The sequence below is a fragment of the Blautia intestinalis genome (genome assembly GCF_014297355.1).
GTDB classification, from domain to species: Bacteria; Bacillota; Clostridia; order Lachnospirales; family Lachnospiraceae; genus Blautia_A; species Blautia_A intestinalis.
On sequence record NZ_JACOQE010000001.1, the window covers coordinates 451,879 to 469,172 of the forward strand.

The window sequence follows — 17,294 nt, forward strand, 5'->3', positions numbered from 1 at the left end:
ATGAGTAAAAAGAATACAACAGTTCCTGGACGTGTGGCAGGATTTTTGGGAGAAAATAGTTATATCATTGTTTTTGTAGCAATTTTTATTGTATATGCACTGACAACAAACGGACTGACCTGGAGCGGTATGATGAATGTATTCCGTCATTCCGCAGTAATCGGGATCATTGGTCTTGGTATGGGACTTATCTGTATCACCGGTGAGATTGATCTTTCTGTAGGTTCAATGCTGGCTCTGGACGGTGGATTTTCCGTTATTATTTTTAACATGACAAACAGTATTGTGCTTACATTCTTATTTGCAGTTCTGTTTGGCGCATTTTGCGGCCTGATCAATGGTGTGATGGTAGGCTGGATTCAGATGCCCGCATTTATCGTAACACTGGCTACCATGCTGATTTATCGTTCTTTTGCACAGTATTTCTGCCAGCATGTGGACAAAGCCCTGATCGGGGGCGGAAGTTCTGTGTATAAGATGGCAAACAGCCAGTCTTCTTATCAGACACTTTATAATTTTGGTAATGGAAAAGTATCTACGATCCCGATCGTTGGTCTGATCCTTATTATCATGACACTTGTTTTTGTATATATCACAACAAGCACGAAATATGGAAAGAAAGTTTATGCAGTAGGAAGTAACATGAAAGGTGCCCAGATGGCAGGTATCAACACTGCGGCTGTAAAGATTTCAGTATTTGTGATTGCAGGTGCGCTCGTTGGCATCGGTGCTTTCTTATGGATTGCCATGAATGCTTCTGCTGACCCGGCAACAACAGGAAACAGTTATGAAATGTACGCGATCGCAGCAGCCGTGCTCGGTGGTATCAGCATGTCGGGCGGTAAGGGAAAATGCCTCGGAATCCTGTTTGGTGCAATGTCCTATACGATCATTGACAAGATCATTGTATCTCTTAAAATGGATTCTCTTATTAACAATGCGATCAAGGGAATCATTCTGCTGATCGTTATCATGGTTCAGATCGCAGGACCTCAGATTAAACAGAAATTTAGGAAAGCAGAATAAAATCTCTGTTAAACAGGCGAAAAATACATTATAATAGAAATAATTTAGAAAACCTGAAAAAGAGAGAAAGTATGAAGAAGATAACTGTTTCATTAATTGCTGAAAAAGCGCAGGTATCACCGGCAACGGTATCAAGAGTCCTGAATCACCGGGAGCTGGTAAAGGAACCGACGATTCAGAGAGTAGAAGCAGCTATGCGCGAATTAGGCTGCCAGATAGAAAATACGGTTACCGTTTCAAAGGAAACACAGCCGTTGATCGTTCTGAATATTCCCGGAATCGAGAATGCATTTTATCAGGAAATTATCAGGGGTGCGAGAGTATCGGCGAAAGCTCATGGATGCCATCTGCTGATCCATGAATCACATCTGAATAAAGGAAATCTGCTGGATTTCTGCAATCTTCTGCGGAGAGTGGACGCAGCGGGCGTGATTCTTCTGAATCGTGTTTCGGAAGAGGGCCTGAATCAGATACGGGTGATCGCTCCGCTGGTACAGTGCTGTGAATATAATGAACATGCGGATTACCCATATGTCAGTATTGATGACAGCAGAGCTGCAGAACTTGCAACGGAATATCTTCTGTCAAATGGAGGAAGCAAGATCGCGCTGATCAACGGACCGGGAAATTTCAAATATGCAAGAAAGCGTCAGGAGGGATTTATGAATGCACTTCGGAAAGCGGAGGTTATGATCCCGAAGCAGTGGATCGTGCAGCTGCCGGAAGTAAGCTACGAGATGGCTTATGCAGCGGTGTGCAGACTTCTGAATTCTGACAGCAGACCGAATGCATTTTTTACCATATCTGATGTTTTTGCAGCGGCAGTGATCCGTGCTGCGAAGCGTTTTCACTTGCATGTACCGCGGGATATTCTGGTTGTGGGATTTGATAACATCGAGTTGTCTTCTATGACATCACCTTCGATCACGACTGTAAACCAGCCGAAATTCCAGATGGGTTATACAGCCTGTGAAATGCTTCTGGAGCTGATCGAAGATCCGCAGGAAGAGATGAAATCTCTTCTGCTTGATACGGAACTGGTGATCAGAGAATCAACATAAGAAACATAGAAAAACACCGGAGCAGGTTATGAAATCTGTTCCGGTGTTTTTTTGAATATGTGTGCATACTTAAGATATCATATCAGATTTTCAGATGCAGTAGCACATATTATAGAAACATTGCACATTTTCTGTTTTATAAGAATTACATTCCGTCTTTCAGTACATCGTAATCTCGTAAGATTTTTTCGATTACAGTTCCCCTGATGAAGTGGAGCAGAGGTTTTTTGATGAGATTCGCTCCCGGAATTTCGATTTCCAGAGGTGATTTGCTGTCCATCAGCTTGACGCTGCTGCTTAGAAGTTCGCGGATATCGTAGACGCTTCCCCACACCTCCGGCACACCACGGTCCACACCGAGAAGTCCATAAACGGCCTCCATAGCGGTTCTGACAGAGTATTCTGTGGTGAAGACTGTGTCACGTGGAGTATCTGCGAACTGGCCGAGGAATGCGAAGTTCACACAGCCATCCGGGATAACGTCCGGTCGGTCGCCTTTTGCTCTTGGCATGAAGAATGCAGTGATATAAGGCATCATGGTAGGAACGCATACAGCACTGTTTTCTGCAAGCTCTTCAATCTGGTCTTCCGGCACACCGAGGTGGTAAAGCCATTCTTCGGTGATCTCTTTACCGGTACAGTCTTTCATCGGTTTCTTAATATAATCACCAGGTACATCTGTAAACAGCCCGTAAACCCATACGCAGACTTTGTCTTTGTCCTGATCTTTGAACTGTCCCTGGCGGTTGATCGTCCAGCTTAAAAGCCATCTGGAATCCTGACAGCTTACGATACCGCCGGTAACAACTTTGCCGGTGCGTGGATCACGTTTGCAGATATCCGTGATATAAGGAATGATTTTGTCATCCAGTGTGGTGATGGTTGCAGATTCCCAGTTGGTCTTGCTGATATCGGAGCAGAATTTTTCCGGATGTCCGAAAGACGGATCCTGCGCTGCGATATTTTTCCAGAGTGACCAGCAGCCGCTTGTACGGACTTCTGCATCACCGTTTGGCGCATGATTCTGATCACCGTAAATCGTACCTTCTGTACAACTTCCGTTTGTGACAAATACGAGGTCGTTTTCAGTAAGGACGATGCCTTTTTCGACTCCGTTTACTTTGCATTCGATCGCAGATGCAATCTTTTTATTTTCTTTGAATTCGAAGATAACGTTGGTGACTTCGGTATTGAACTGGAAGTCCACACCTGCAGCTTCCAGATACTTCTGCATCGGAAGGATCAGGGATTCATACTGATTGTATTTGGTGAATTTCAGGGCACTGAAATCCGGAAGTCCTGCGATGTGATGGATGAAACGCTGGAAGTACAGCTTCATTTCCAGAGCACTGTGCCAGTTTTCGAATGCGAACATGGTTCTCCAGTACAGCCAGAAGGTGGAATTGAATACTTCATCGTCAAAAACATCTTCGATGGTCTTATCGTAGAGATCTTCATCTTTTGTCATGAAGAGTTTCATAATCTCCATACAGCCTTTCTGGCTTAAGTTGAATTTACCGTCTGTGTGGGCATCTTTGCCACGATTTACGGTTGCACGGCAGAGAGAATAATTCGGGTCATGTTTATTCAGCCAGTAATATTCATCCAGCACGGAAACGTCCGGTGTTTCGATGGAAGGAATGCTGCGGAACAGATCCCAGAGGCATTCGAAATGGTTTTCCATCTCACGGCCGCCTCTCATGACGTAACCGCGTGTCGGATCAAAGATTCCGTCGCAGGCGCCGCCGGCAATATCCATAGCTTCCAGAATATGGATGTGGGAACCGGGCATCTGAGCATCACGGACAAGGAAGCAGGCAGCAGCGAGAGAAGCAAGTCCGCTTCCTACGATGTATGCATGTTTATCGTCAACACCTTCCGGCTTTTCCGGGCGGGCGAATGCTTCGTAGTTTCCGTTTGTATAATAGATACCTTTGCTGTTTTTTTCGTACTTGCCGCGTTCTGTGTTGCGGTAGTCGGAGTTTACAGGATTTTTTGATGAAGCTGATTTGTTTGAGGCTTTTGAAGTGCCTGGATTACATTTGGAATTTTTGGCGAGGACGGCAGCAGCACCTGCTCCGGCTGCAAGGGCAATACCAAGTTTTAAACTTTTTTTGGACATATAAAAAACCACCTTTCATTTGTTTATGATGATCTGTTACGCTGTTTCTGTCTCCTATAGTATTGCCATTTGCCGTTCAATTCAATTGACAAAAAATGCCGGATGAGCAAAATTTTATCATTTGGATACATTTGTAAAGTTTTTGATAGAATTTGTAATATTTCCCTGAATGGTGGTGCACATATTGTCGCAGATGGAAGTGTAATCATCTTTCATGCCCTGGCGGATCCAGTCGAGCATGATCCCGACAAAACTGTATTTATAAAAATCAGCGATAAAATTTTTCTGCGCATCGGAAAGAGCAGTTTCTTTTGACTGCTCCAGTACAACACCCATAATGAGATCATGTGTGAGATGGAAAAGATAGTTTTCAATCTGCTCACGGCTTACAGCATGATAGGCATTTATAATGAAGGGTTTGTTTTCGTAGACTGCTTCAAAAATCTGCAAAAGTCCCTCCTGCCATGTTTCGTAAGTTTTTTTACCCTGCAGGGCTTTAGTGGATTCTTCCAGACATGCCCACTCTACGAGATCATAGATGTCCCTGAAATGATAATAAAAAGCCATTCGGCTGATTCCACAGTCTGCGGTCAGGTCGTTGATCGTGATTTTGTTTAAAGGTTTCTGGAGCATAAGCTTTTTAAGAGACTCCATAAGAGCTTTTTTGGTAATGTTGGACATGGCATATCCTCCGTTGTAAAATATTTTCTTCTATAATAATAGATATATTATAACTGTTTTTCGGGATAAAAAATACAACTGTTTTACGGTGTAAAAAAATTGTAAAAAAATCGGAAATAACTGTTGACATGCAAAGGGCATTATAGTAAAATAACCCAATGTGACATAGTGCGATAACGCTTAAGCCAAAGCCCCGGCGAAGGTGTTTTTATCAGCGGTTTCGGACATTTCCGCAGTATATAGATTTGCACTGTTCACCAGGGATTTTTATACATGATATTGCGGGAGACCGTGATTAAACAAACTATCGTTGATAAATAACAGGAGGTAAAACCATGCAGACTTATATGGCTAATCCAGATAAAATCGAAAGAAAATGGTATGTAGTTGACGCTGAAGGCTGTACACTGGGCCGTCTGGCATCTGGTGTTGCTAGCGTTTTAAGAGGAAAGAACAAACCTCAGTTTACACCACACGTTGATACAGGTGATTATGTAATCATCGTTAACGCTGACAAAGTAAAAGTTACTGGTAAGAAAATGGACCAGAAGATTTACTATCATCACTCCGATTATGTTGGTGGAATGAAAGAGACCACATTAAAAGAAATGATGGCTAAGAAACCGGAAAAGGTTGTTGAGCTGGCAGTTAAAGGTATGCTTCCAAAAGGACCTCTGGGAAGAACCATGTACAAGAAACTTTTCGTTTATGCCGGACCAGAGCACAAACATGAAGCTCAGAAACCGGAAACCTTAACATTTTAATAGGAGGTAGGAGACATTGGCTAGCGCAAAATTCTACGGAACAGGAAGAAGAAAAAAATCAATCGCAAGAGTTTACCTTACACCTGGTACAGGCAAAATCACAATCAATAAAAGAGACATCGACGAATACTTCGGATTAGAGACTCTGAAGGTTATCGTTCGTCAGCCATTCGCTGCAACAGAAACTGAAGGCAAATTTGACGTGCTCGTTAACGTAACAGGCGGTGGATACACAGGACAGGCTGGTGCCATCAGACATGGTGTTGCAAGAGCCCTTCTTGAAGCAGACGCTGAATACAGACCAGTTCTTAAAGCTGCTGGATTCCTTACTCGTGATCCACGTATGAAAGAACGTAAGAAATACGGTCTCAAAGCAGCTCGTAGAGCACCTCAGTTCTCTAAACGATAATCAGGAACGAAGAAGAGCAGAGCTTTTCAGGTTTGTTATCGAATACAGAAATCATCAGGCCCCGGAATCTTTGGTTCCGGGGTTTTTCTAAAAGACATTTCAATTATTTCCAATATTTCTATTTCCCAAGAAGTTTATTACCAATATAACGATTAAATTTAATGAAATCCTGAAGCCGATTCATCAAAGCTGCGTCGATTGAACAATCCAGACAGGAGAATTTGCAGAGTTGCTCCATGAAATAATGTAGGTGTAATGACCTGGAAAAAAGTAGATACAGGACAGACCAACAGAAATTCAGGTGAGAAATGACCTGCAAATAAGTAAGTTTGTTAAAAGTCCACGAAAATCACGGCTGCGAATGACTATGGTATGGGAAAGTACATACAAAGTCAACAAAATCCTTGTAAAATGGGTGGTCCAGAGAAGAGTAAGTGCAAAGCGAGTCAAAAATTGCTCTTGGATTGGATGGTCCAGGGAGGAGTAAGTACAAAGCAAGTCAAAAATTGCTCTTGGATTGGGTGGTCCACGGAAAAGTAAGTGCAAAGCGAGTCAAAAATATCCTTGAAATCAGATGCCCTAAGAATGAGTAAATAGATGTTAAGTCCACAAATCACAGACAGAGCCATTACAGAAAAGTCCAATTGAAAATATCCTCTTGACCATTCGTCGAATTTGCGGTATAGTTCTCTACACTTTGCAAAAAAAAAGGAGCGAGACTTATGACTTTTTATCAGGAACTTCAGCTGAGTTCGGTGGGTTCGAAACAACTGATCAAAAATACCGCAGACCCAAAGGAGAAACGCCGCCATATTCTGATCTATAATTTCAAGGTATACCTTGTGATGGCATTCTGTGTGGCGGTGGTGACGCTGTACACAAATCTGACCGGAAGTGACAACAGCGTTGTGGGAGTAACAGTACTGCTTGCTGTGCTTGTACTCAGGCAGGCGGATTTCGGAATCAAAACGCCACATGGACTGGTCAGTATTATGGGGATTTTTGCGATTCTTATGATCGCACCGCGGTTTGCCAACACCCTTAATCCGATCGGGGCATTTGCGGTAAATACAGCAGCAATCCTTCTTCTGATGATATTGGGATGTCACAATGTGATCATGTATAATCATTCGACGTTTGTGCTGGGATATCTTTTGCTGCTGGGATATGACGTGACCGGTGCGGAATACATAAAGAGAGTCGAAGGGCTTGCAGTCGGAATGGTTCTCTGTATGATCATCTTTTATAAAAATCAGAAAAACCGTCCGTACAGAAGAAGTTTTCCGGATCTGTTCCGTGAATTTGACCTTCATTCTGCAAGAGGCAGATGGTATCTGAAACTGACACTGATCGTTTCCAGCGCAATGCTGATCGTATCTCTTCTGGGCTTGCCGAGAGCAATGTGGGCAGGAATTGCCTGCATGTCCGTATGTCTTCCATTTACAGATGACTGCGTTGCCAGATCAGGAAACAGATGGCAGTATAATATTGTCGGCTGTGCATTATTTATTGTATTATATCTGCTCCTTCCGGAATCCATGTACCCGTATATTGGAATGATTGGTGGGATTGGTGTCGGCTATTCGGCAGGTTACGCGTGGCAGACTGCATTTAATACATTTGGAGCACTTTCGATTGCAGCAGGTCTGTTTGGGATGCCGATGGCAGTAGCGCTTCGAGTCGGAATGAATGTGTTCGGGGCACTTTACACAGTAATCTGTAACAAAGTGATCGACAGACTTGCGGCTGTTTCAGAGGAAAGAAGAAGCTCAGAAGCCTGAAACTGAAATACGGAAAATTTCGTAGTTGAAATTACATGCATCGAGCTCGGCCAGATGTCCAACCCGGCGGAAGACCGTCTTATGCAGAGTACTTCCTATCAGAAAAAGATGGTGAAAGGGAGGGGAATATTTACCATCTTCGTAGGTGATTTGGAATGGATTTTGACCAAGTTGCTGTGAACGGAGTGAAAAGTAAATATCTGCCTGTAGTACACTTTTTATTGACAGAAATACTCTGACTTGCTAAAATTTTAAAAGATATAAAGATTAAAGGGCGTTGATTTTGATCTGAATCAACGCTTCTTTTATGTTAGGGAGGTAAAAGAAATGTTAAAAGTATGGATTGCAGGTGCCGGCGGACAGATCGGACGTGCACTGAATGATGTACTGGATCCGATGCAGATTGAGGCACTGAATACGGATGTCAATGAATTGGATATTACGGACACAGATGAAGTTATCAATTTCGGTACTGTCAACAGACCGGATGTGATCATCAACTGTACAGGTATCACAGATACGGATGAGTGTGAGGAAAATCCGGAACATGCATATCGTGTCAATGCACTTGGTGCAAGAAACTTAAGTATCGTTGCACGTAAATGTGGATCAAAAATCGTTCAGCTTTCTACAGATGACGTATTTGACGGACAGAGCAAGAAACCGTATACAGAGTTTGATGATACAAATCCGCTGACCGTATATGGCAGATCTAAAAGAGCCGGCGAAAATTATGTAAAAGAGTTTACACACAAGCACTTTATCATCCGCAGTAACTGGGTATACGGACACGGTGGAAACAACTTTGTAAACCGTGTACTGGAAGCGACAGAGTCCGGAAGAACACTTTCGGTGGCATCAGACCAGTTTGGATCTCCAACCAGCGCCAAAGATCTTGCAAGAATGATCCTGTATCTGATCAGCACAAATGAATATGGAACATATCACGTGACCTGCAGCGGTATCTGTAACCGTTATGAGTTTGCACAGGAGATATTAAGACTTGCCGGCAAAACAATCGAACTTAAATCTGTTCCTACCGAGCAGTCAGACCTTTCATCTGTCAGACCGCCATATGCAGTTCTGGACAATTTTATTCTTCGTATTATTGAAATGTATGATATGCCGGAATGGAAAGAGTCCCTGAAAGAATACATGGATGAGAGAACGGAGGGTTAAAATGAAAGAAAAAAACACACAAGCAAAAACTCCGAACAAAAAAGCGATAGGGCTGACGACCAGGATCTTTATCGCGCTGATCGCGGGAGCGATTCTTGGTATCGTGCTCTGCTATCTGGTTCCGGACAGCAGTTTCAAAAAAGATGTAATTATTGAAGGTGTTCTCTATGTCATTGGACAGGGATTTATCCGTCTGATGAAGATGCTGGTTGTACCGCTGGTATTCTGCTCTCTGATCTGCGGAAGTATGGCAATTGGAGATACAAAAAAACTCGGTACGGTGGGTGTGAGAACCCTGGTATTTTATCTTGCAACTACAGCAATGGCAGTTTGCGTTGCGCTTGGTGTCGGTAATCTGATCAATCCTGGTATCGGCCTTGATATGAGCGCGATTCAGTCTTCGGCAGCTTCTGTAGAAACCATGGAAGCAACATCGCTTACCGATACGATCCTGAATATCATTCCGGACAACCCGATCAATTCTCTGGCAAGCGGAAGCATGCTTCAGGTTATCGTATTTGCATTGATCGTCGGTGTGATTCTTGCAAAAATGGGCGAGCGTGCAGAGACAGTTGCAAACTTCTTCAGCCAGTTTAATGATATCATGATGGAAATGACCATGATGATCATGAGCCTTGCCCCAATCGGTGTATTCTGTCTGATCAGCCGTACATTTGCGAATATCGGTTTCAGTGCATTTATTCCGCTGGCAAAGTATATGATCGGTGTACTGCTGGCACTGGCTATTCAGTGTTTCGGTGTATATCAGATTCTGCTCAAGATCTTTACAGGTCTGAATCCGATCCGTTTCATCAAGAAATTCTTCCCGGTTATGGCATTCGCATTTTCTACTGCAACGTCTAATGCGACCATTCCGATGTCTATTGATACGCTGTCCAAAAAAGTCGGCGTATCCAAGAAGATTTCGTCCTTTACTATTCCGCTGGGTGCGACCATCAACATGGATGGTACTTCTATCATGCAGGGTGTAGCTGTAGTTTTTGCAGCCCAGGCATTCGGTATTCATTTAAGTCCGATGGATTATGTGACAGTTATCGGAACTGCAACACTTGCTTCTGTAGGTACGGCAGGTGTTCCGAGTGTTGGTCTGGTAACCCTGACTATGGTATTTAACTCCGTAGGTCTTCCGGTTGAGGCGATCGGTCTCATCATGGGTATTGACCGTATCCTCGATATGACCAGAACTGCAGTCAACATTACAGGTGATGCTGTCTGCACAACTATCGTTGCACATCAGAATGGCGCGCTGGACAAAAAAGTATTCAACGAAACAGCATAATCTTTTTACATTGATTTCAGCAAAAACGGCTGTACACAGGAAGTGTGCGGCCGTTTTTTGTGCCATATGTAATAAACAGGCTGATATGGTGGATTACGCAAACACAAAACAGGTTGCATTTGTCACAGGGCTTCGGCTATAATACGAGAGAGCCGGATTACTGAGGAATAAGTTCCGGCAGGATTCAGACATATCACTTTAACGAAAGCGAGAATAAATATGAGTATATTGAATGTTGAACATCTGACACATGGCTTTGGCGACAGAGCAATCTTCGCAGATGTTTCTTTCAGACTTCTGAAAGGAGAGCATATCGGACTTGTCGGCGCGAATGGTGAAGGTAAGTCTACTTTTATGAGTATTGTTACCGGAAAACTGATGCCGGATGAAGGTAAGGTGGAATGGGCCAAAAACGTCCGCGCAGGTTATCTCGACCAGCATGCGGTTCTGGAAAAAGGAATGACGATCCAGGAAGTGCTGAAATCTGCTTTTGACCCGCTTCTTCAGAAGGAACAGAGAATGAATGAAATCTGTGACCTTCTTGGAAGTGCGGATGAAGAAGAAATGAATGCCCTGATGGAAGAACTGGGAACAATTCAGGATGAACTGACATTACATGATTTTTATGTCATTGATTCCAAAGTCGAAGAAGTTGCAAGAGCACTCGGACTTCTGGATCTGGGACTTGACCGTGATGTTACAGACCTGAGTGGCGGACAGAGAACAAAAGTCCTTCTCGGCAAACTGCTTCTGGAAAAACCGGATATCCTGCTTCTGGATGAGCCGACCAACTATCTTGATGAAGAACATATTGCGTGGCTGAAACGCTATCTTCTTGATTATGAAAATGCATTTATTCTGATCTCACATGATATCCCGTTCCTCAATGAGGTAGTAAATATCATTTATCATATGGAGAATCAGGAGCTGAACCGTTATGTCGGCGACTATGACCATTTTCAGGAAGTTTATGCAGTGAAGAAAGCACAGCTGGAAGCGGCATACCGTCGTCAGCAGCAGGAAATCAGCGAACTGAAAGATTTTGTTGCAAGAAATAAAGCGCGTGTTTCCACCAGAAACATGGCGATGTCCCGTCAGAAAAAGCTGGACAAGATGGATGTGATCGAGCTGGCAGCAGAAAAGCCGAAGCCGGAGTTTAATTTCCGTTATGGACGTACTCCGGGGAAAATGCTGTTTGAGACGCATGACCTTGTGATCGGCTATGATGAGCCACTGTCCAGACCATTGAATTTTACCATGGAGCGTGGACAGAAGATCGCACTGGTCGGAACAAACGGAATCGGAAAAACGACACTTTTAAAGAGTATTCTCGGACTGATCCCGGCACTCAAAGGAAACTGCGAACGAGGTGAAAATCTGGAAATTGGCTATTTTGAGCAGGAAGTAAAAGGCGACAATAAGACAACCTGTATCGAGGAACTCTGGCAGGAATTTCCGTCTTATACACAGTATGAGATCCGTTCAGCACTTGCGAAATGCGGACTGACTACCAAACATATCGAGAGTCAGGTACGTGTTTTAAGTGGTGGCGAGCAGGCGAAGGTACGTCTGTGCAAGCTTGTAAACAGAGACACAAATGTCCTGCTTCTGGATGAGCCGACCAACCATCTTGATGTAGATGCAAAGGATGCGCTGAAAAGTGCACTTAAGGAATACAGAGGCAGTATCCTTCTGATCTGCCATGAACCGGAGTTTTATCAGGATGTGGTAAATGAGGTCTGGGATATGAGCAGGTGGACCACCAAAATCTTTTAAGTACGGGGAGAGCCTTTATGCAAAAAGAAATAAACCACAGAATAAGGAAACATTTTAACGAGGGAATCTACAATGTTGCCAGATACACGGAAATCGTACTTTCCATCGTGATCCTGATCGTGATCGCACTGACGGGTATCCGGCTGATCTATACGATCACTGAAATTTCCATTCTGAATATGGACATTGATTTTTTTACAGAGTTTCTTGCAAATGCACTGTCGCTTGTTGTGGGGGTGGAGTTTGTAAAAATGCTCTGCCGCCATTCTGCACAGACAGTTGTTGAGGTACTGCTGTTTGCAACGGCAAGACAGATGGTGGTCGAGCATATGGATCCGGTGCAGACACTGATCGGTGTCATTGCCATTGCAATCCTGTTTGCTATCCGTAAATTCCTTATGACAGAGGACAGTGACATGGCACATGAACCATTTAAAAGAAGTAAAGATGAGACAGCAGAGAAAACAGAATGCAAATAAAAGTAAGGGCGGGATTATTTCCTGCCCTTGCTTAATGTACTGTTATGATAATCAGAAGAGAAGGTGACATCACGCCCGAACCATGCCGGTGGTGTGTAGGAATTCGCTGCTTCTTCGGATGGAAATTCTACTTCCGCCAGAAACAGTCCCTCATAATCCGCATGAAAAACGTCAAGCTCGATCGTCAGACTGTCTTTTTCCGGAAGCAGATAACGTGTCTTGGAGATGACAAGACCGTCTGCCTTAGATTTCAAATGTTCATAAGCCTCCTGTGTCAGCGGAAGATTATATTCTTCTCTGGCCATGAGACCTTTTGATTTGTAAGTGAGAAAATAATCGTCATCCTGTCTGCGGATGCGAACGACAGGTGAAGTACAGAGATATCCCTGCTCGATCTTATGAAACGGATAAGATGCAAGATTCGCCGGAAGCTGTTCTTTTTCTATCAGATATTTTCTTTCGATTTCCATAGTAAAACTCCTTGATCAATTATGATATTTTCAGATTTAGTATATCCCTTTTGGGCGGGAAATGCTATACTGAATGACAGAATGGCAATAAAACAACGGGCAGACAGCAAAGCCAATATATCATAAGGGAGGAGCTTTTTATGAGCAAAAAAGTATATATTTTTCTGGCAGACGGATTTGAAGACATTGAAGGACTGACTGTAGTCGATCTGATGCGCCGCGCACAGATCGATATAAAGACAGTTTCCATTAAGGAGATCAGGGACATCACCACTTCTCACGGAATCCATATGCAGACAGACCTTGCTTTTAAAGAAACCGATTTTTCTGATGCGGACATGCTTGTGATCCCGGGTGGCATGCCGGGCACAAAATATCTCGGAGAATATCAGCCGCTCTGTGATCTCCTGACAGATTTTTATAAACAGGGCAAAAAGGTCGCAGCCATCTGTGCAGCACCGACCGTATTTGCCACACTGGGATTTCTTGAAGGCAGAAAAGCGACCGCATACCCATCCTGCATGGACGGATTAAAAGGAGCAGAGCGTTCTCTGGACAGTGTTGTCATCGACGGCAATGTCACAACGAGCCGTGGTCTGGGAACAGCGGTTGATTTTGCACTCAGCCTGATCGGACAGCTTCTGGGTGAAAAAACAGCGGATGAAATCGCAGAATCCGTGGTATATAGCCGAAAATAAGGGAAAAACAAGGGCTTTTCATAAAAAAATACTGGTGTTTTTAAAGACATTGTGCTATACTACGATAATGACTGTAATTGTATCTCATTATATGGAGGTACAGTTGCCTGAAGCCGCCAGACGGCGCAGGAATAAAGGAAAAGTTAGAATATAAGTAACTGTAAAAGTACAGAGCGGTTACGAATATAAGAGATCTAACCTGAAAATTAAGGAGGAACAGGAAACATGAGTTTACAGGTGGAAAAACTGGAAAAAAACATGGCGAAACTGACAATCGAGGTTTCTGCTGAAGATTTAGAGAAAGCTATGCAGGCTGCATACCAGAAAGCAAAAGGAAGAATCACTCTTCCTGGATTCCGTAAAGGTAAAGCACCGAGAAAAATGATCGAGCAGATGTACGGAAAAGGAATCTTCCTTGAAGACGCTGCAAACGCTCTGATTCCAGAGCACTACAGCAAAGCACTGGAAGAATGTGATCTTGAAATCGTTTCCCAGCCGGAAATCGATGTAACACAGGCTGAGCCGGGAAAAGCATTCATCTTCACAGCAGAAGTTGCTGTTAAACCGGAAGTTACTCTTGGTGAGTACAAAGGTGTAGAAGTTCCGAAGTCTGAGACAGAAGTAACAGACGAAGACGTTGAAGCTGAACTGAAGAAAGAGCAGGAGAAAAACTCCAGAACAGTTACAGTTGAAGACCGTGGAGCAGAAAACGGCGACATCACTACAATCGACTTCGAAGGATTTGTTGATGGAGAAGCATTTGAAGGCGGCAAAGGTACAGATTATCCGCTGACACTTGGTTCCAACTCCTTCATCCCGGGATTCGAAGATCAGCTCGTTGGCTCCAAAGCAGGTGACCACGTAGAAGTTAAGGTTACATTCCCGGAAGAATATCAGGCAAAAGAGCTTGCAGGCAAAGAAGCTGTATTCCAGTGTGACGTTAAGAAAGTAGAAGCAAAAGAGCTTCCGGAACTTGACGACGATTTCGCACAGGATGTTTCCGAATTTGATACTCTTGCAGAGTACAAAGAAGACGTTAAGAAAAACCTGACAGAAAAGAAAGAAAAAGCTGCACGTACTGCAAAAGAAAATGCAGCAGTAGATAAAGCAATCGAAAACGCTGAGATGGATATTCCGGACGCTATGCTGAATACACAGGTTCGTCAGATGCTGGATGACTTCTCCAGAAGAATGCAGTCTCAGGGACTTACCATGGAACAGTACTTCCAGTTCACAGGAATGACTCTTGACAAAATGCAGGAAGAAATGAAACCGCAGGCTCTCAAGAGAATCCAGACAAGACTTGTTCTTGAAAAGATCGCAGAAGTTGAAAACATTCAGCCAACAGAGGAAGAAGTTGAAGAAGAATTCAAGAAAATGGCTGATGCATATAAGATGGAAGTGGAGAAGATCAAAGAATTGCTTGGTGACCGCGAGTTAGAGCAGATGAAGAAAGATATGGCTGTACAGAAAGCCGTAACTCTCATTGCTGACGAAGCAAAGGAAGCCTGAGCAGACGTTAGATCCTGAACCACTGGAATTGACGAATGGAGGCATTTATATATGAGTTTAGTACCATATGTCATTGAACAGACAAGCAGAGGAGAAAGAAGCTATGACATTTACTCCCGTCTTCTGAAAGACCGTATTATCTTTCTTGGCGAGGAAGTAAATGATGTAAGTGCAAGCATTATCGTGGCACAGCTTCTGTTTCTTGAGGCAGAGGATCCGAGCAAGGATATTCAGTTATACATCAACAGCCCGGGTGGTTCTGTAACTGCAGGCATGGCTATTTATGATACCATGAAATACATTAAGTGTGATGTTTCTACAATCTGTCTCGGAATGGCAGCCAGCATGGGTGCTTTCCTTCTGGCAGGCGGAACGAAGGGCAAGAGATATGCCCTGCCACACTCAACGATCATGATTCATCAGCCGTCAGGCGGGGCGCAGGGTCAGGCAACCGAGATTCAGATCGTGGCTGATCACATTGCCCAGACGAAACGGACTTTGAATGAGATCCTGGCAGAAAACACAGGACAGCCTTACGAAGTAGTGGAAAAAGACACAGACCGCGATAATTATATGACTGCTGAAGAAGCAAAGGCATACGGACTGATCGATGGTGTTGTCGAGCATAAATAAAGCAGACAGAAGGAACCTCTTTTCAGGGGGTTCCTTTTGTGCCATATCAAACTGAAAGGAAAAGAGAACTATTTATGGCAGAAAAAATGAGAGAAGGAAAAGTCAGATGCTCTTTTTGTCACAAATCTGAGGATCAGGTGCGCAAGCTGATCGCAGGACCGGATGGTGTTTTTATCTGTGATGAATGCATTGGTATCTGCTCGGAAATTATGGAAGAGGAACTGGCTCAGTATGATACGGAGGATGTTTATGATTCAGACATCAACCTTTTAAAACCTGAGGAGATCCATAAGATTCTGGACGATTATGTCATCGGTCAGGACGAAGCTAAGAAAGCTCTGTCTGTGGCTGTATATAATCATTACAAGAGAATTACAGCATCCAGAAATCTGGATGTGGAGTTACAGAAAAGCAACATTCTGATGCTTGGACCGACAGGTTCCGGTAAAACACTGCTTGCGCAGACACTTGCCAGACTTCTGAATGTACCTTTTGCAATCGCAGATGCAACCACACTTACCGAAGCAGGTTATGTAGGCGAGGATGTTGAGAACATTCTTCTGAAGATCATTCAGGCGGCAGATTATGACATCGAGCGTGCACAGTACGGTATCATCTACATCGATGAGATCGACAAGATCACACGTAAATCCGAAAATGCATCTATCACCAGAGATGTATCCGGTGAAGGTGTACAGCAGGCACTTCTGAAAATCCTTGAAGGTACAGTTGCAAGCGTTCCGCCGCAGGGTGGACGTAAGCATCCGCATCAGGAATTTATCCAGATCGATACGACAAACATCCTGTTTATCTGTGGTGGTGCATTTGACGGTATCGAAAAGACGATCGAAGCCCGCCAGGATACCAAGTCCATTGGATTTGGCGCAGATGTTTCTGTTCAGGAAGAGAGAAATATCGGAGAAGTCCTGAAGGACGTTATGCCGGAAGACTTTATCAAATATGGTCTGATTCCGGAATTTATCGGTCGTGTACCGATTGTGGTCACACTTGACGGACTGGATGAGGAAGCACTGATCCGTATCCTCAAAGAGCCCAAGAACTCTCTGACCAAACAGTATCACAAATTATTCGAGCTGGATGGTGTAGAGCTTGAATTTGAGGAAGATGCCCTCAAAGAAGTAGCGAGAAAATCTCTGGAGCGTAAGACCGGTGCCAGAGGACTTCGTTCCATCATGGAGAAATCTCTGATGGATCTGATGTATCGTACTCCTTCCGACAATACGATATGCAAGTGCACCATCACAAAAGATGCAGTAGACGGAACCGGAGAACCGGAAGTGGTTCATGGTGAACAGCCTGCTGTACAGCAGAATACCACAAGAAGAAATTCCCGTTCCAGAAAGACAGGAAAGCCGGAGACGGCTTAAAGAAGGGATTGAAAA

General features: G+C 43.8%; 16 protein-coding genes. 13 read left to right on the plus strand and 3 right to left on the minus strand.

Going from position 1 to position 17,294, the window contains the following annotated elements:
• Positions 1 to 1,026, plus strand: a complete 1,026-nt coding sequence (locus H8Z79_RS01995) for an ABC transporter permease (RefSeq protein ID WP_015542114.1) — start codon at positions 1 to 3, stop codon at positions 1,024 to 1,026.
• A gap of 71 nt (positions 1,027 to 1,097) precedes the next feature.
• Positions 1,098 to 2,087, plus strand: a complete 990-nt coding sequence (locus H8Z79_RS02000; RefSeq protein WP_015542115.1) for a LacI family DNA-binding transcriptional regulator — start codon at positions 1,098 to 1,100, stop codon at positions 2,085 to 2,087.
• Between the two features lie 145 nt (positions 2,088 to 2,232).
• Here H8Z79_RS02000 and H8Z79_RS02005 read toward each other — a convergent pair whose 3' ends face one another.
• Both H8Z79_RS02005 and H8Z79_RS02010 read right to left on the minus strand, forming a co-directional pair.
• Positions 2,233 to 4,209, minus strand: coding sequence for an oleate hydratase (locus tag H8Z79_RS02005; protein ID WP_118040058.1), 1,977 nt, complete (start codon positions 4,207 to 4,209; stop codon positions 2,233 to 2,235).
• A gap of 117 nt (positions 4,210 to 4,326) precedes the next feature.
• The gene (locus tag H8Z79_RS02010; protein ID WP_118040056.1) at positions 4,327 to 4,890 is read right to left on the minus strand and encodes a TetR/AcrR family transcriptional regulator; all 564 of its coding nucleotides are present in this window, start codon (positions 4,888 to 4,890) and stop codon (positions 4,327 to 4,329) included.
• A gap of 335 nt (positions 4,891 to 5,225) precedes the next feature.
• On the opposite strand from H8Z79_RS02010, the gene rplM reads away from it, so the two are divergent.
• From rplM to H8Z79_RS02045, 7 genes are all read left to right on the plus strand, one after another.
• Positions 5,226 to 5,654 (plus strand): 50S ribosomal protein L13, encoded by a 429-nt coding sequence (gene rplM / locus H8Z79_RS02015; protein WP_015542118.1) that lies wholly within the window; start codon positions 5,226 to 5,228, stop codon positions 5,652 to 5,654.
• 16 nt (positions 5,655 to 5,670) lie between these two features.
• Positions 5,671 to 6,063 (plus strand): 30S ribosomal protein S9, encoded by a 393-nt coding sequence (rpsI, locus tag H8Z79_RS02020; protein ID WP_072521862.1) that lies wholly within the window; start codon positions 5,671 to 5,673, stop codon positions 6,061 to 6,063.
• 722 nt (positions 6,064 to 6,785) lie between these two features.
• A complete protein-coding gene (locus H8Z79_RS02025) occupies positions 6,786 to 7,844 on the plus strand; it encodes an FUSC family protein (RefSeq protein ID WP_118040054.1) in 1,059 nt (352 codons plus the stop codon).
• Positions 7,845 to 8,171: 327 nt separating this feature from the next.
• On the plus strand, positions 8,172 to 9,023 hold the full coding sequence (gene rfbD, locus H8Z79_RS02030; RefSeq protein WP_015542121.1) for a dTDP-4-dehydrorhamnose reductase: 852 nt from the start codon (positions 8,172 to 8,174) through the stop codon (positions 9,021 to 9,023).
• Between the two features lies 1 nt (position 9,024).
• Positions 9,025 to 10,323 carry a dicarboxylate/amino acid:cation symporter gene (locus H8Z79_RS02035; protein WP_015542122.1) on the plus strand — a complete coding sequence of 433 codons (1,299 nt, stop codon included), beginning with the start codon at positions 9,025 to 9,027 and terminating at the stop codon, positions 10,321 to 10,323.
• Positions 10,324 to 10,542: 219 nt separating this feature from the next.
• Complete coding sequence (locus tag H8Z79_RS02040; protein ID WP_015542123.1) at positions 10,543 to 12,099, plus strand: ABC-F family ATP-binding cassette domain-containing protein; 1,557 nt, start codon at positions 10,543 to 10,545, stop codon at positions 12,097 to 12,099.
• A gap of 17 nt (positions 12,100 to 12,116) precedes the next feature.
• Positions 12,117 to 12,578, plus strand: a complete 462-nt coding sequence (locus H8Z79_RS02045) for a hypothetical protein (RefSeq protein ID WP_015542124.1) — start codon at positions 12,117 to 12,119, stop codon at positions 12,576 to 12,578.
• A gap of 14 nt (positions 12,579 to 12,592) precedes the next feature.
• Here H8Z79_RS02045 and H8Z79_RS02050 read toward each other — a convergent pair whose 3' ends face one another.
• On the minus strand, positions 12,593 to 13,048 hold the full coding sequence (locus H8Z79_RS02050; RefSeq protein WP_118040052.1) for a CYTH domain-containing protein: 456 nt from the start codon (positions 13,046 to 13,048) through the stop codon (positions 12,593 to 12,595).
• 140 nt (positions 13,049 to 13,188) lie between these two features.
• On the opposite strand from H8Z79_RS02050, the gene H8Z79_RS02055 reads away from it, so the two are divergent.
• From H8Z79_RS02055 to clpX, 4 genes are all read left to right on the plus strand, one after another.
• On the plus strand, positions 13,189 to 13,746 hold the full coding sequence (locus H8Z79_RS02055; RefSeq protein ID WP_015542126.1) for a DJ-1 family glyoxalase III: 558 nt from the start codon (positions 13,189 to 13,191) through the stop codon (positions 13,744 to 13,746).
• Between the two features lie 225 nt (positions 13,747 to 13,971).
• Positions 13,972 to 15,258, plus strand: coding sequence for a trigger factor (gene tig, locus H8Z79_RS02060; protein ID WP_118040050.1), 1,287 nt, complete (start codon positions 13,972 to 13,974; stop codon positions 15,256 to 15,258).
• A 51-nt stretch (positions 15,259 to 15,309) separates the two neighbouring features.
• Positions 15,310 to 15,891, plus strand: a complete 582-nt coding sequence (clpP, locus tag H8Z79_RS02065) for an ATP-dependent Clp endopeptidase proteolytic subunit ClpP (protein ID WP_015542128.1) — start codon at positions 15,310 to 15,312, stop codon at positions 15,889 to 15,891.
• Between the two features lie 74 nt (positions 15,892 to 15,965).
• Positions 15,966 to 17,279: an ATP-dependent Clp protease ATP-binding subunit ClpX gene (gene clpX / locus H8Z79_RS02070; protein ID WP_118040048.1), complete on the plus strand. Its 1,314-nt coding sequence runs from the start codon at positions 15,966 to 15,968 to the stop codon at positions 17,277 to 17,279.
• Positions 17,280 to 17,294: the final 15 nt, after the last annotated feature.